We start from the raw sequence: 15,919 nt of genomic DNA on the forward strand, positions 1-15,919 counted from the left end.
TACACCGCAACCTGCCGGGAGACAACATACTCTGTGCTTAACTTCGGTACTAAATTTCATTCGTCTGCAATAATATAGGTATTGGTCGAAATAAATGCATAGTTCGGCGAAATTATTTTAGTGCTAGATGGTAATAGGATTACTTTTAACACATTAATGAATGAACGTTCCTGAGAAGATTAAATGTTCTATTGGCCATGATGAAAAGACCTGCGGAAATTGAATTAATAAAAGAGAATAGCGTACCTTTTACGTTACTCCTTACCCGTCAACATTACACTTCATTTACAAACTTTGTCGCCATTCCAACCTGAAAAGGAAAAGTTCCTTCGATATTTGCAGCATTTCGCTGACTTCCAAGGGCGATCAGTTCAATTTTTTCGGATTATTTGAATTATAATTTAGGCTCGAAGCATAACTCCTAACTATAAACAGTAATCTGTTATCTGACCGGAAAACGTTAACTTTCATAAGTAAAATGGGTGCTTAAAAAGTTGAAAGCCCCTGGCATTTTGCTAGGGGTTTTTTTATTGGTCATTTTAAAGACTTGGCCTGTTTGATCCGGTACGAGTGAATTTTTGTAGCTAAATATTGACAAATAGGACATACATTCAAACATAAAGCATATGAAAATGTAACCTTTTTTGAGAAACTGGATTTCCAGCCTGAATGAAACCCCAATCTCATAAAAGAATTCTTTACCCTGCCGTGGCTATCTTATGCTCGTTTCTCTGGCCTCGACAGCGTTTTTGACTTGATTTCCCCAACCCGACGCTGAGCCTGGATGGCAAAACAGTTGGTCAAATAGGTTTGCACTAATTCCACACACTAGGTTCGGGCCCGGGCGTTACGCCCGGGCTTTTTTGTTTCTTAACTTTCACATAACCTCTCCCTCGCGGGGAATGATTTAGTTTGCGAACCCTTTTCCGGACTCCTTTGACGCTATGAATAAGCTCTTAACCTTTTCTTTAATAATCCTGGCCTCTTTCCAGCTCCTTGCCCAAAGTGATCGCACGCCACGCCAGGATTATCAGTTCCTGATCGGCAGCTCATTTGTTCAATCCAAAAACTGGTACCTGCTGACGTTGTTTGAGCAGGTACCGGAGGTCAGGACCTTGTTGGAAAAAGATCCTCAGCTGGCTTCGGTGGCGGCTTTGAAATACAAAAACCTGGGAACATCGGTCAGTGAATGCAAGAACGACTTTTCCTGCTATACCGGAAAAATGAAATTCTCGCAAGAAGAAGTCGATGCTGTGGGTGCCAGGCTGGAAGCACTTTATACTGATAACAATGCGTTGGGCAGGCTGGTCCATGACCATCTGATCCCGTCGGGAGCGTACATTCTTTTCCGGGATGTAAACGACCAACAGTTGCTCCGCAAGGCATGGGAGCAGGATGCGAAGAGCGTTAATCACACCATTGAAGTGTATGCAGAGGGCAAAAAGCCCAATTACCCGGCTATTGATTCCATCGAATTTAAAACAACCGCGAGGAGCTACCCCACGTTGGTGTACGATTGCGGCGATATCGTCAGGCAGGAGAAAAAGAATACGGACCTGTTCTTCGGCCCGCCAATGCATTATGCGCTTCAATTCCTGGAAGTAAATGAAAGGCACGAAGCGGCCGATTATGAACCGATGGTTTCGACGGTTAATAAAGCCGCGTTGGAAAGAGTGAAAAAAATTGAATGGAGTAAATTCAAATATACATTGATCCTCGTGCCCGGCGCCGGACCCGATACCTACGACAGGGCGTTGAGTGAAGGGGGGATATTGCGTTGCCGGGTTGCCGCATTGCGTTATTTTGAGGGGCTGGCACCTTACATTCTCGTTTCAGGAGGACGGGTGCATCCTTTTAAGACCAAATACAGCGAAGCGTTTGAAATGAAGAAATTCCTGATGGAGACTCTGCACGTTCCGGAGCATGCCATCATCATGGATCCTCACGCGCGGCATACGACCACAAATATGCGTAATGGGGTCAGGCTGCTGTATCGTTACGGGATGCCCGTAGATAAGCCGTGCCTGGTGTCGACAATGCGCTCACAGAGCTACTATATCACCCATGATGCCTTTGTAAACAGGTGCATGAAAGAGATCGGTCATGTGCCTTACAAGCTGGGCAAGCGGCTCAGCGAAACGGATTTTGAGTTTTATCCGGTGCTCGATGCACTGCATATCGATGCCGATGAGCCGCTCGATCCCTAGGCCATGAACTTAGCCGCCCTGCTTCACATTTTTAAGGTCGTCGTTGTTGATCTTCCTGCCACCTGGCCCCTGCTTGAACAATCCGCCAAATTCCCAGTTGACCGAAAGTTTTACAGAGCGCATCAGATACTGGTTCCGAACCACGGAGTTGAACTCTGGCGATCTGAATACTTCCTTTTGTGAAAGATAGGATCCAAACGGGCTCACGGTGGTCAGGGTAAATGTCAGTTTACGCGCCGGAAGCTCTTTTTTGGCGGAGAAGCTGTAATAGAACCAGGCGCCTTCGAAACCTTGTAGGGAAATGCTTCTGGCGTCATAGTCTCCGTACATCTGGACGCTGTAATGATTAGGAAGTTTCCAGCTGCTGTTGATGTTAACGCCCCAAGCGGCGCCATTGTTGTCAATTCCGAGCGCCCCGCTCTTGAACCGTGCGTGGCGGACGTTTACATTGCTGTTGATCTTCCAGTCGGGAAGGACAGAGAAAGATGTCGAAAAATTGACCCCATACTGTGCATTGGAAGCGAGGTTCTGCTTCGTGGTGGTTGCTACACCGGCATGATCCATCGTCACAATGCTTTCGATAGAGTTGTTTGTTTTTCTTCCAAACGCCGAGACGTTCAGGAAGAGGTCGGAGTTGGTTTGCAAGGCATAGGTGAATTCAACCTGGTTTACCTCTTCAGGTTTTAGTGACGGGTTACCTACCACGATGTTTTTAGGGTCCTGGCTGTCGCGGTTCGGGTTAAGGTCCCAGATCGATGGCCGTGAGATCCGTTTGGTGTAGCTCAGGGTCAGGTTATTGTTAGCATCCAGTTTTTTAAAAAGGGTAGCGCTGGGGACAAAATTCCAGAAATCGCTGGTGAAATGTACCCCGGCATTGCGCTGGTTTCCTTCGAGAAACGTGCCTTCCATACGGGCTCCGGCGTGGAATGCCCAGCCGTTATTCCACTTCAGTTTCACCTGGCTGTAAGCAGCCAATACGTCTTGCTTGTAGTCGAAACGGTCGGTCCTTGCCGGAATGCCTGTCAGTTCATCCGGATTGCCGTTTTCACTTGCCTGCACCTGGTAATCACTTCCTACATTGCGCAGAATTGCCTTGGCGCCGCTTTCCAGTGCATGTTTTCCCGAACCGAACAGCGGCAGGATGTAGTCGGCCTGGAAAGTCCATTCCCGGTTTTGTGTCGTGTTATCATTCATTTCCCGGTACACCGGAAATTGTTCGGTGTCACGCTGTAATGCATTGTAGTTGAAGTCGTCGATCGAGCGGTTGTGTTGCGCCATCAGGTAAAGCTCTTCACCCGGTTTTCTGAATTTTTTGGTATAACCCAGGTTCAGGTCAATCCCTTTGTTAGGTGCTTTGGTTTTGACAGACTGGTGGAATTGTTCCAGAAGCCGCCCGTCGGGTGCAAGACGGCTGTTCTGCTGTTCGCTGTTCTGCGGCCAGTTGCCGAGCCATCCATTGACCGAGAAATTAAAGACATTCGCGCTATCGGGCACATATTCAATCTGCACATCGCCCGAGCTATGTGGTTTGGCGTTGTCACGGACGATTTCCTGCCTGACCTTACCCGTTTCAACCCCGTTTTCAAATATAGTCCGGTCGGTGTTTGACAATTCTTTATTTCGGAAGCGGTGTAAATGCAGCGTCGAGCTGATGTTCCATTTCTCGCGGTTGATCGCAATGCGGGGGTTGACGGCCTGTTCGAGGTTCCCACCCACTACTTCAATCGTTCCGCTCGTACTTTGGTTACCTTTTTTGGTAATAATATTAATGACACCCGCTGCCCCTTCCGCATCGTAACGGGCAGATGGACTTGTGATTACTTCCACCGACTTGATAGATCCGGCGGGCATCATGTTGAGCGCATCGGCGGCATTGCGCGCCATCTGGCCAGAATATTTTCCGTTGATAAGGATGCGAAGATTGGAATTACCGCGCATGGTTACATTGCCTGCCGCATCCACATTGAGGATCGGCGCTTTCCGAAGCACGTCGGCTGCGGTACCACCCTGGTTGCTGATGTCCTTCTCAGCATTATAAATGAGCATGCCGGGCTGTTGTTCCACCAGCTGTCGGGTACCCGAAATGGTTATGGCATCGAGCTGCTTCGCTTCCGGAACAAGCTGAATGACACCGAATTCGTGTGGCACCGTAGAGCTGATGGTAAATGGCAGCCTTTTTTGCCGGTAACCGATAAAGGAAAGGTGCAGGATGTAGGAGCCGGTTTTGACGTCGGTGGATTTGAAGAGCCCGTTTTCATCGGAATAAGTTAAGGCAACGACATTTTGTTTTTCATCGAGGATACTGATGGTTGCAAATTCAATGGCCTTCCGGGTTGAGGAATCCAGAAGGGTGCCTTTGATGAGGTAGCCAGGCACGGATTGGGCTTTTCCCGGTTGAAAGGTGACGCATGCGATCAGAAAGTGAACGGCGGCCAGGAGGTGGTAAGCGTATTTGTTTTTCATGGCAAAAAATCTGCTTCCGGGTTGGATGCCGGAAGGGGTTGTGGAAATTGATGAAGTGTAAATAACCTAAATATCTGCCTTACTCGCAGCAACCGAGAACCGGGACGATGTCGATGACAAGTTTTTTTGCTTTGATGGCTTGGATTTTTTGCCCCACCAAATGTAAAAGCCTGTGACAGGCAGACTGGTACAGATCAAACTGGCCAAAAAATACAGGATTTTTGTCGTTAATCCGCCGACCGCGCCCACGTGTAAGGCATAGTTGGTACGTCGAAGCCATTGCGCAACATCCAGTTTCGCTATCTGTGTCTGGCTGGATGGCAATTCCGCTAATGTGTGCTGGTCGAGGTAAACATAACGCCAGGAGCCATTGTGCATATCGGTGCAAAGGTCGATGGGTTCGGATGCTTTTTCCGGGAAAGACACGATGATCGCTTCTTTATTGAGCACCCCGATCTCCTGCACGCCTTTTCGCCATGCGGCATCGACCTGGGCGAGATCAACGATGGGGAGGTTTTGCGTAGTATCCGAAAACGCCCTTACATACGGAGCGGATGCCTGTCCGCCGGACGCCAGCCAGTAAAATCCTTTTGAAAACCATTGGAAGCCCATGATCAATCCGGTGATGGTTACAATCAGCGCGATGGTGAGCGAATAAAAACCAAGGACATTATGGAGATCGTAGTTCACGCGTTTGAGTCTGGCGCTCCATTTGACTGTCAGGGCTTTTTTCTGTTCCGCTCTTGTCCACTTTTTAGGCCACCAGAGCACCGTTCCCGTGATGAGCAGTATAAAAAATATCAATGTTGCATAACTCACGACCGCGTGCCCGACTTTTCCTTCGATCCACAAACCCGTATGGCCATCGAGGATGAAATGGAAGAAATCCTCATGATCGACCATGGCGACAATTTTGTTTTCATAAGGATCGACATACACCAACGAATCGGAATCGAGACTGAAATGCGCTGTCTGGTTTTTTCCATGATACCAGACGCTGTGGATCTTTTTATCTGGTAATGCCTGATTCACGGTTTTCCACAATGCCGAGGGAGGGAGCATTGCCTTATTCTGAGGGTTAGGAGCATGCAGATGGTCGAGGGTAAGCCCTTCCAGCTCAGTTTCAAATACCAGGATACAGCCGGTCAATCCGACAATGATCACGACGATTCCTGAGGCAAGTCCGAGCCAGAGATGCAGCCATGCATTGATTTTTTTTAAGATGGTCATTTTGAGTGATGGTGATTTCGCCAGTCCATTGAATTTTCAGGTGCGAGGTCACACCTTCACAAAATGAGTAGCGCAGCAGCTAATTTACCGAAGGCCGTTTGGTAAAAATGACACTGCCGGGAAGGGTCGGGATTCGGCGTGGCAGAAGGGAAACCATACATTGCCGGACTATAACCAACTATATTATACATACGCTATTGATTTATGGAAGAAATCCCCTTCGGCCGGTTCATCGACCCTTTTACTGATTTTGGATTTAAAAGGATTTTCGGTTCCGAACCCAACAAGGATATTCTGATCGATTTCCTGAACACGCTCTTTGAAGGACAAAGGCAAGTCATTGATTTGACCTATTCTAACAATGAAAACAGCGGGCAGCTGGCAGTGTACCGGAAAGCTATTTTTGATCTGTCCTGTACCGGCTCGGATGGTGAACAGTTTATCATAGAAGTTCAGCGGGTGAAGCAGGAACATTTCAGAGATCGTTGCTTCTACTACGCGGCGTCACTCATCCGCAACCAGGTGGTGGCCGGCAACTGGAACTACGAGCTGAAACCCGTGTATCTGATCGGTTTGATGGATTTTAGCTTTCAAGATTCGCTCCCGGGTAGCTATTTGCATCACATTCACCTGACGAAGAAGGAATCGGGGGAGGTGTTTTACGAGAAGTTTGGCCTGATCTTTATAGAATTGCCCGGATTCAATAAAACGACTTCGGAATTGGATACCGAACTAGATAAGTGGTTCTATTTGTTGAAGAATTTAGGTAACTTGGATCAGGCTCCGGCATGTTTGAGGAAGCCAGTTTTTAGTAAACTGTTTCAGGTAGCAGAAGTTTGTAATCTAAACCACCAGGAAAAATTGGCTTACGACGCAAGTTTAAAAGCAAGATGGGACTATTACAATTCCCTGGATTATGCTCTTAAAGAAGGCATGGAAAAAGGGATGGAAGAGGGTATTGAAAAGGGTAAGCAAGAAGGCAAGCAAGTCGAGCAACTCAGTATCGCGCGGAATATGAAGAAAAAAGGCCTGGACATCCTGCTAATTGCCGAATTACTGGGTATGACGACGGCCGAAATCGAAAAGGCCTGATTTTATCCTCCGGAACGTGACGGTTCCAGACGCAGGATATAATCGGTGTCACTGCTGAATTCCAGCCCCTTTTTTAGCGCATCCGTCTCCGGATCGAAAATCCATACATGATTGCCTTCCTCGCCAGCATTAACAGTGATGTAAACCGTGCCGTTTTCAACCAGCACGCATTGTCGTGCCGTTCCCTTATCCAGCGGAAGATCCAGTCGCTTCGTAGTCTGCTTGTTGAGATCCAGCAGGTAAAAGTCGAAATGGCGGACCTTATAATGGTCATTCATGCCTGTAAAAACCCCTTTTCGCTCAGTTCTTACAATCGCTTTTCCTTTGCCGATATACCAGCATCCGTAACCATTGTTTCGAATAGCTGATGCCGAAATGTTGAAGAAGTAATCCGGATCGATCGCCCTTTGTGATTTTTTGATCCGGAAGATACCCGTAGGTCTGTCGGGCCGGTTGCCTGCCGCGATGCCAGGGCAAGCGATGAAGTAGAAATCTCCGTTTTCCACCACGAAAGAATGGCTTTGCCGGGTGTTGACTCCCCCCGGATAGACCGAACGCGTATCTTTCAGGATTGTATCCAGCTGCATTGAAGGGAAATCCACAATGGCAGTGTAAAGGGTATCGCCGGTAGTGTAATTCTGCAGCGTATAAGAATGATAGCAATACCCGATGTATAGTTTTCCGGCAAGGAATTCCGAAAAACCCACAGATATCCAGTTGTAATTGCCGAAAGGCCTGGGTACCGGTGTTTCGCCCTGTTCGGCCCGCATTGTTCTGATATTGACCTTTGCAAAACGGATTTTTTGTGACTGGTCGTCGTAGCCGAGCAGCATTAGCGTGTCCTTCGAAAGCCATTGGTGGTTTTCTGCTGTCGTGAAGCCTCTAAGCGGGAGGCTGGTGTCTTTGACAAACTCAATGTTGTAAAACCGATACCTTACAAATGCTCCGGTTTTTCGGTCGACGCTGTAATATTTACCATCTTTGACGATCAGATCGTAATAAAGCGGCGCAGGAACAACATGTGCGCCGGTCTTTTCCGGATCGACAGAACCGGAAGTGAGGGTGTTGGTTTGGAAAATATATTCCTTGCCATTTTTCATCATCGCGTAAATGCTATAGCGGCCCGGAACAGGTTCCTTTTCTTCCGACTGCTTCCGGCAACCGGTCAAAATAAAAATGGCGAACAGTAATAGAAGGAAACCAGGGTAAAGGCTGCGACAGCTACAATTCATGCGACAACTTAAATGTTAAACTGGTGCAGTAATTGTCTCATTACCAAAGGGGGAAGTCCGGCCATGGCACCTTCCGCGACCACGATCACTTCACCGGTCCGATGATCACCGTAATGCAAAGCGATATAGTTCTGGCCTTTTTTTAGCGAAACCTTTTCAATGTTGTGGGCGGGACTGGCACAGGAACCCTGGATTGTGAGCTCCACGTCTTGCCCGGGGTTGATCATCACTGCCCCGCAAAAATCCATCACCCCATTGCGGCTGTCGATCTCGACATTGCTCCGCGGGGCGATGGACAATGTGAAATTCCCTTCCCGGATATTTTTGTTCTGTGTGTCGGAAGTATTGTTCAATGCGATGACCTGCGTGCCAGTTTGATGCATCATCACATAGAGAGCGGCCCCGAATACAGCAAGCACACAAGCGGCAGCCAGGGGGCGCCAGAAAGCAAATTGCCTGTGCGAAGGAATGCCAGCCGGTCGTTGCGGCGGCAGTACCGAAGCTATTTCGTCCCACATTTCCGATTGCACGCCGGCTTTTTCAACCGCGCTGTTCCATTGCACGGTTTCCTCGCTTTCATCGCTCAGAAGCCAGTGTTCAACAGCGGTCTTTTCTTCGTCGGAACAGGTGCCGTTATGGTATTTTTCAATAAGCTCTTTGCTGATCTTCATCAAAAGTACTCGGCAGTTCTATGGTGAATCCTTTTGGTAAAAGTAGCACAAATTAACATTTACCGAAGATGTGGTGCCGCAAATCTAATGCAGATAGTCGGATAGGTGCGTGCGGAGCGTAGTAAGCGCCCGGGTGATGTGGTATTCCACAGCCCTTTCGGAGATGAGCAGGGCCGACGCGATTTCCTTATTGGTGAGCCCTTCTTCCCGGCTCATTTTGTACACGCGCCGACATTGGCAGGGTAGCGTGTCCACCAGGTTGTCGACTTTACTTTTAAGGTTGTTGAACATCACTTCATGCTCGGTACAATGCGTATGGCCGCAATAATCGGCAAATGCGTGTTCATTGTGCTGCTTCCGGTTTTTGGTATTGCGCAGGTATTCAAACACCTTGAATTTGGCAGAGCGCATCAGGTAGCGTTCGACAGATGTGGTGATTTCCAGCTCGTCCTTACGTTCCCAGAGCGATTTGAAAATTTCCTGGACCATGCCTTTGGCGGGCTCGGTATCACGGATCGTATTGTAGCATACCGCATATACCTTCTCCCAATAAGCCAGGTATATCTGCTTGAAAGACTGTTCGTCTATTCGGAAAGGAGTGGTATCAGATAAGTTTCCCGTCATGCATTTGGCAATTGCCATGGATTCAGTGGCGTAAATATAGTTTATTATTTATAACAAGTCCAAATAAGTTTGATTGTTCGAATGGGGAAAACTGCCCTTTCCGGCACTACGATTCCCCGTATGCCATCGTCGCTTCACCTGTGGATCGCTACGGTTGACCTGCGTGCCGGTTTCATTTACAGGGCCTTGTACCGAGTTTTGGATCATTAATTAATGAAACAAAGCATATGAGAGCATTACTATTAGCCATGACATTTTTTATCGCGTCCAACCTTTATGGGCAGGGGACGCAAACCATCCGTGGTACGGTCCGCGACGAAGTTTCCAAATCGCCCGTGATCGCGGCGTCCGTCCTGTTGATAAAGCCGGAAGGGGCTAGCCCCGTAGGGGCGGTGACCGACGTGCGGGGCGAGTTCAGCATTTCCGGTGTCCCAATGGGCCGCCAGTCTTTTCAGGTTACCATGATTGGCTATGAAACCCAGCGCCTGAACAACGTGGTGGTTACCGCGGGCAAGGAAGTGATCGTGAATGTAACCATGACGGAGGCCGTCCAAAACCTGAATGAGGTGATCGTGACTGCCGACCGCAAGAGCGACAAGACGAAAACCAACAATGAGCTGTCGTTGGTAAGCGGGCGGTCATTTAATGTGGATGATACCAAACGTTATGCGGGTGCATTGGGCGATCCCTCTCGTATGGCCGCCAATTTTGCGGGTGTGGTGTCCGGTGATGACTCGCGCAACGATATCGTCGTCCGTGGAAATTCGCCGTCGGGCACCCTCTGGCAACTGGAAGGGCTGAACATCCCGAACCCGAACCATTTTGGTTCGTTTGCGGCAACCGGCGGACCGGTTAGTATGCTGAACAATAATGTACTTGGGAAATCGGACTTTCTTACCGGCGCTTTTCCAGCCCAGTACGGAAATGCATTATCGGCGGTGTTTGACCTGCAACTGCGCGAAGGCAATAATCAGAAATATGAACTAATGGGACAAGTAGGATTCAATGGCTTTGAACTGGGGGCCGAAGGGCCGTTTTCAAAACAATCAAACGCTTCATTTCTTCTGAATTACCGCTATTCGACCCTGGGACTTTTCAAGGCATTGGGGTTGCAGTTTGGTACGGGAACAGCCGTGCCCGATTATCAGGACCTGAATTTTAAAATAGCTGTCCCAACAGGTAACAAGGGTAAAGTGACGCTGTTTGGTATCACCGGAAGCAGCGATGTGCAGTTCCTGGGTAATGAGGTCGATACTACTTTGACCAACCTGTACGGAACCGAAAACACGAACACCCGGGTGAAATACGGTACCAGTGTGTTCGGGCTTTCCTACGAGCATAACCTTTCGCCTAAAACTTTTGCCAAGCTCACATTGGGAATGAGCACGACCCGTGAGACGTTCAGCGGGGACTCGATCAGCAATGCGACGCGCGAGGCTTTCCTGGCAGGTGAAGCGAAATACAACACGTCCAAATACTCGGCAGTGCTCAATCTGCGACACAAAATGAATGCGCGCAGCAGCATTTATGGAGGTGTTATGGTGGATTTGCTGAATTTCGATCTTTACAACCGGGCCATTTATCAGGCGGGCAAAGTGGATACAGTGCGTGTGAATGTAAAGGGGGAAAATAAGGTGCTCACGCAGGCCTATGCGCAATGGAAATACCGGATTTCCCAGGGGCTGATTTTTACAACCGGCTTACATTTCCAGCATTTCAATCTGAACAACAACACTGCCGTCGAGCCGCGGGCGGGACTGCAATACGCATTCGGCAAGGGGCAGTCGTTGAGTCTCGGGTACGGGTTGAACAGCCAGGCTCAGAACATTTATACCTATTTCGTACAGACACCCGGCGAATCAGGCCCGGTAAACACCAATACGGATCTCGGGTTCACACGCAGCCATCACATCGTGTTCAGCTATCAGAATAGACTTACCGATAACCTGCTACTGAAAATAGAGCCTTACTACCAGAAGCTGTTTAATGTACCTGTGGAACGAAGAAGGTCGACCTTCTCGACACTGAATACGGGGGCGTCATTTGGTCCTTCCGATCGTGACAGCCTTGTCAACGAAGGTTCGGGACATAATATGGGTATCGAGCTGACCCTGGAACGGTATTTCAATAAAGGATACTATTTCCTGCTGACGACTTCGCTTTTTGATTCCAAATACAAGGGCAGCGACAAGGTGGAGCGGAGTACAGCCTTCAATACCAAATACGTGCTGAATGTGCTGGGTGGGAAAGAGTTCCGGTTCGGGCAGAATAATATTCTGAGTGCAAACCTCAAAACATCACTGGTAGGAGGGAAGTATTTCACTCCGCTGAACCTGGAAGCCTCAAAAATAAAGGGAGCGGCCGTTTACGATGAAACAAGGGCCTATTCGTTACGGCAGAGCGCGTATTTCCGCACGGATATCCGCTTTTCGTACCGTCGGGAAATGCGCCGGAGCACCATGGAATTTTCGATGGATTTACAGAATGTGACGGCGAGGAAGAATGTTTTTCAGCAGACCTATAATCCTCGGACGAGCGAGCTGGTCAACCAGTACCAGCAGCCATTTTTCCCCGTACCGTATTTCAGGTACACATTTTAATTGGAATTTGAAGGGGCAAACCAGTAATTTGATGCGGTATAGAATCACTGGTTTACCCAACGACGACCCACTCCCGGATGAAAGAAAAGGCCTACACGCTGAATGACCAGAAATGGAGACTGATCGGTATTCCGCTGCTCGGAGTGCTCATTGCGATGATGGTCAATTTCGAGCAGTTTTTGAAACTGAGCCAGCTATTCTTCATCAGTGCCCTTTTTTCAACACTGCTCACATTGACATTCTGGGAAGGTAACCGGTTTATTATCATTCACATGCGCCGCATTTTTCCGGATTACAGCCAAACCGGCAAACGTGTTCTGGCGGAGGCGGTACTGGCTGTTGCTTATGTGTTCCTGGTCTCCTTCCTGCTCGATGAATTTTATTACAAACCGGTTTACCATATGAGCGCACTGGCAGTAGGATTCAGGATCAGCATTGTTCCGACAGTCATTGTGTACCTGGTGTATGAAGCGGTGTATTTCTTCGACGCCTGGAAGTTGAACGTGCGCAAAACGGAGGCATTGACAAGGGAAAATATACAGTCTCAACTGGAAGTGCTTAAAAATCAGCTGGACCCGCATTTTTTATTCAACAGCATGAACACGCTGGCCGCGCTGATCGACGATGACAACACGCCAGCGCAGGATTACCTGGAAAGGCTCTCGGACGTGTACCGGTATGTACTCGTAAGCCGCGCCAAGAACACCGTGCCGCTGAGCGACGAAATAGCTTTTGTCGACGCATATGTGTACCTCAATAAGATAAGGTTCCGTGAAAATCTGTTGGTAGAAAAGCAACTGTCGGCGCGGACGCTCTCGCAACATGTTACGCCACTAAGCCTTCAGATGCTGATCGAAAACGCGATCAAACATAATGTGGCTTCGCGGGAGAACCCGCTTACGATTGTGATCCGGGAGGATGACAATGGATATCTCGTGGTAGAGAACAATATTCTTGAAAAAACGATACTTGAAAAATCGACACGGCTGGGGTTGCAGAACATTATCAATCGTTACAGCCTGCTGACCGACCGGGAAGTGGAGGTGATCCGTGATAGCGGGCTGTTTACAGTAAAAATCCCATTATTGGGATATCCGGTAGATTAGCAGGGAGAATTTAATCTGACATCAAAGGCGAAACACCGCCTGTAAGCTATGAAAATACTCATTATCGAAGACGAATATCCCGCGGCGGAACGGCTCGAAAAATTAATCCGAAAACTGGATCCGCGTACGGAGATCGCCGCGGTGCTGGAAAGCGTCGATGCGGCACGAAAATGGTTTGAAAAGGGCGAACCCGTAGATCTGATCTTTTCGGATATCCAGCTGGCCGACGGCCTGAGTTTCCAGATATTCGAAGAGTACCCCGCGCACAGCCCGATCATTTTTACGACTTCGTATGATGAGTATGCGATCAAGGCCTTCAGGGTGAAGAGCATCGATTACCTGCTCAAACCTATTAAGTCACCGGAGCTGGCGGAGGCCCTGAGGAAGTACGAGAATATCAAAGAGGATTTTTCCCCGAAGGCTTACGCGCGCAAGGTCGAGACATTGCTGGATAGCCTCGAAATGAGCCGGAAGCCATTCAAAACGCGGTTTCTGGTTAAGAATGGCGAACAACTGATACCGGTTAATCAGGAGCATGTTGCTTATTTTTATACTGCCAATGAAATGGCCTGCCTGGTGGCGACGGATGGCCGGCAATACCTGGTAGATTACAAACTGGAAGAACTGGAATCGCTCGTCGATCCGCTTAGTTTCTTCCGTCTCAATCGCCAGTTCATTGCCCGAATCGATGCCATTCAGAAAATACATACCTATTTCAATGGCAAACTGAAAATAGAACTTCGTCCGCAAACGACGCAGAAAGTGGTCGTGAGCCGGGAAAAGGCCCATGCATTCAAGGCATGGCTGGAAACGTAGGAAAAGTAAAAGCCCCGATCGTTTGCCGGGGCTTTTACTTTTATAAATCTTCTGGCAATTACCAGCCGGGATTTTGGCCCAATTTCGGGTTGAACAACCGGTCGGCCTCGGGGATGGGGTAGAGATAAAGTTTATCGTTCCATTTACGCGGTACGGTCGTCAGCCAGGTGATCTCTCCCGAAGTATCGTTGGAGAGCCGCTGCGGATTAGCTCCCGCGCTGATGGTTTCCGCCACATTGACGTACGTAACGCCTGCAACGGGAGAAGCTGGTGTGGTTTTTACGAATGCTACATCCGGCTTACCGTCCTCGTTCAGGTCCAATGGGGTATCTAACGCCGGCACATAGAACCCATTCCAGGTTTTTTCCATCAATGGCCCGCGTTTCCAGCGCACGATGTCGTTAAAACGGAAGCCTTCCAGACAAAGCTCTATACCTCTTTCGCGGCGGATTTCCATGAGCGTTGCGTCTGCGACGTCGGGGAAATAGTTGGCTTTCAGGTAAGGATCAATGACAGCAGGTTTGGCAGTAAGCCCGCCGGTAATACCTGCACGTTTGCGCAGCGCGCCTACGGTCATCGCCCAGTCATCATCGGTGAGTTTACCGAGTTCGGCTTTGGCCTCCGCGTAGTTAAGCAGGATCTCCGCATAACGCATCATACTGATCGAGTTGATGTTCCGCGTTCCGCCATCGTAGTAAACATCGTCTAGGCACCATTTGATAGGCTGGTAACCGGTGTAGGTGTAAGAGAATACCGGCGGTGCGGCTTCCTCCTTGCCTCCGTTGATACGTTTGTAATTGCCCATCCGGATGGTCTGTTGCAGCCTTTTGTCGCGGCCTTTCACTTCCTGCGCGAATGTCATGGTTTCGTGGCCGGCCTTGCCGGTAAATGGGGTACCGTCGATGTTCAGGTAGGTATTGATAAAAGTCCTCGTGAAGCTCAGGCGGGCGCCATAAGTGGAGCTGGTCCACCACCAGTTAGCGTCGTTCAATACATTCAGAGCCTGGTCACACACGAACGAAAGCATGATTTCGCCGGTGACCGGACTGTTACTGATAAAAAGCTGGCGGTAGGATTTCTCGTTACCACCCGTCTCGTTCAATGTAAAACCTCCTTCTTTGATGACCTTTTCCGACGCTGAAACCGATTCATTCAGCCATTTGTCCGCGGTACTTTGCAGGTTGAACGTTGTCTGGTATTTCCGGAAAGTGCCTTCGAAAAGGCAAATGCGGGACTTGTAGCCTGCCGCCACCGACTTTGTGATCAGGCTTCGGCTGTTATCGGAAGTGGTCCGGATGTTATCGATGGCATAGTTCAGATCGGCCAGGACCGAATCCATCACCATTGCACGCGGGTCGCGGCCGTTGTACAGCGCCGGATCGTCGACGGCCATAATCTTATTGATCCATGGAACATCTCCAAAACGTTTTACCTTTTCAAAGTAAAAAACCGCGCGAAAAAACCGGGCTAACGCATTGTAATGCCTCCTGGCATCGGGCGCCACGCCTTCGCGGTTGTTGTTTTCGAGGAAATAGTTGATGTTCCGAAGCGGCTTCCAGTCCCAGCCCGAGCTGTTGCGGGGGCCGTACACGCCTTCGCGCAGAAAATCAGGTGCACCAGATCGCGCACCGTAATCGGTCATCTCATCCGACCTGATAATAGCATTGCCATCGGGAAGGATGTCGTAAAACGAGGTGGCATACAAATCCAGCCCTTTTTCACTGTTGAACACGGCGTTGTTATCAGCTGTTGCTTCCGGAACCTGTTCCAGCTCCTGGCATCCGCCTGCAAAAAGGCCAATGACCGTCAATAGCCCTATGGATTGAAGTTTCATTTTCATTGTTTGATTCTTTAACTAAAACGCTCCTGCCTTTTTCC

11 protein-coding genes are annotated in these 15,919 nt (G+C 49.0%); 5 read left to right on the top strand and 6 right to left on the bottom strand.

Annotated elements, in window-relative coordinates; genetic code table 11:
* Positions 1–944: 944 nt before the first annotated feature.
* Positions 945–2,207 (top strand): YdcF family protein, encoded by a 1,263-nt coding sequence (locus BP71_RS22155; RefSeq protein ID WP_496383276.1) that lies wholly within the window; start codon positions 945–947, stop codon positions 2,205–2,207.
* A 9-nt stretch (positions 2,208–2,216) separates the two neighbouring features.
* Here the strand turns inward: BP71_RS22155 and BP71_RS22160 are convergent, their stop codons facing one another.
* The gene (locus tag BP71_RS22160) at positions 2,217–4,670 is read right to left on the bottom strand and encodes a TonB-dependent receptor (protein ID WP_496383278.1); all 2,454 of its coding nucleotides are present in this window, start codon (positions 4,668–4,670) and stop codon (positions 2,217–2,219) included.
* 66 nt (positions 4,671–4,736) lie between these two features.
* Positions 4,737–5,900 (bottom strand): PepSY-associated TM helix domain-containing protein, encoded by a 1,164-nt coding sequence (locus BP71_RS22165; protein WP_496383280.1) that lies wholly within the window; start codon positions 5,898–5,900, stop codon positions 4,737–4,739.
* Positions 5,901–6,104: 204 nt separating this feature from the next.
* On the opposite strand from BP71_RS22165, the gene BP71_RS22170 reads away from it, so the two are divergent.
* Positions 6,105–6,992: an Rpn family recombination-promoting nuclease/putative transposase gene (locus BP71_RS22170; protein ID WP_496383282.1), complete on the top strand. Its 888-nt coding sequence runs from the start codon at positions 6,105–6,107 to the stop codon at positions 6,990–6,992.
* A gap of 2 nt (positions 6,993–6,994) precedes the next feature.
* Here the strand turns inward: BP71_RS22170 and BP71_RS22175 are convergent, their stop codons facing one another.
* The 3 genes from BP71_RS22175 to BP71_RS22185 form a co-directional block, all read right to left on the bottom strand.
* Complete coding sequence (locus BP71_RS22175; RefSeq protein WP_496383284.1) at positions 6,995–8,224, bottom strand: DUF4374 domain-containing protein; 1,230 nt, start codon at positions 8,222–8,224, stop codon at positions 6,995–6,997.
* Between the two features lie 8 nt (positions 8,225–8,232).
* Positions 8,233–8,895: a hypothetical protein gene (locus BP71_RS22180; protein ID WP_496383286.1), complete on the bottom strand. Its 663-nt coding sequence runs from the start codon at positions 8,893–8,895 to the stop codon at positions 8,233–8,235.
* A gap of 84 nt (positions 8,896–8,979) precedes the next feature.
* Positions 8,980–9,519 carry an RNA polymerase sigma-70 factor gene (locus tag BP71_RS22185; protein ID WP_496383288.1) on the bottom strand — a complete coding sequence of 180 codons (540 nt, stop codon included), beginning with the start codon at positions 9,517–9,519 and terminating at the stop codon, positions 8,980–8,982.
* A 227-nt stretch (positions 9,520–9,746) separates the two neighbouring features.
* Here BP71_RS22185 and BP71_RS22190 point away from each other — a divergent pair, with 227 nt between their 5' ends.
* From BP71_RS22190 to BP71_RS22200, 3 genes are all read left to right on the top strand, one after another.
* Positions 9,747–12,119 (top strand): TonB-dependent receptor, encoded by a 2,373-nt coding sequence (locus BP71_RS22190; RefSeq protein ID WP_496383290.1) that lies wholly within the window; start codon positions 9,747–9,749, stop codon positions 12,117–12,119.
* Positions 12,120–12,196: 77 nt separating this feature from the next.
* Positions 12,197–13,225 (top strand): sensor histidine kinase, encoded by a 1,029-nt coding sequence (locus BP71_RS22195; protein ID WP_496383292.1) that lies wholly within the window; start codon positions 12,197–12,199, stop codon positions 13,223–13,225.
* 48 nt (positions 13,226–13,273) lie between these two features.
* Positions 13,274–14,041, top strand: coding sequence for a LytR/AlgR family response regulator transcription factor (locus tag BP71_RS22200; RefSeq protein WP_496383294.1), 768 nt, complete (start codon positions 13,274–13,276; stop codon positions 14,039–14,041).
* 58 nt (positions 14,042–14,099) lie between these two features.
* Here the strand turns inward: BP71_RS22200 and BP71_RS22205 are convergent, their stop codons facing one another.
* Complete coding sequence (locus BP71_RS22205) at positions 14,100–15,875, bottom strand: RagB/SusD family nutrient uptake outer membrane protein (RefSeq protein ID WP_496383296.1); 1,776 nt, start codon at positions 15,873–15,875, stop codon at positions 14,100–14,102.
* Positions 15,876–15,919 lie beyond the last annotated feature (44 nt).

The organism is Dyadobacter ginsengisoli DSM 21015, from assembly GCF_059568735.1.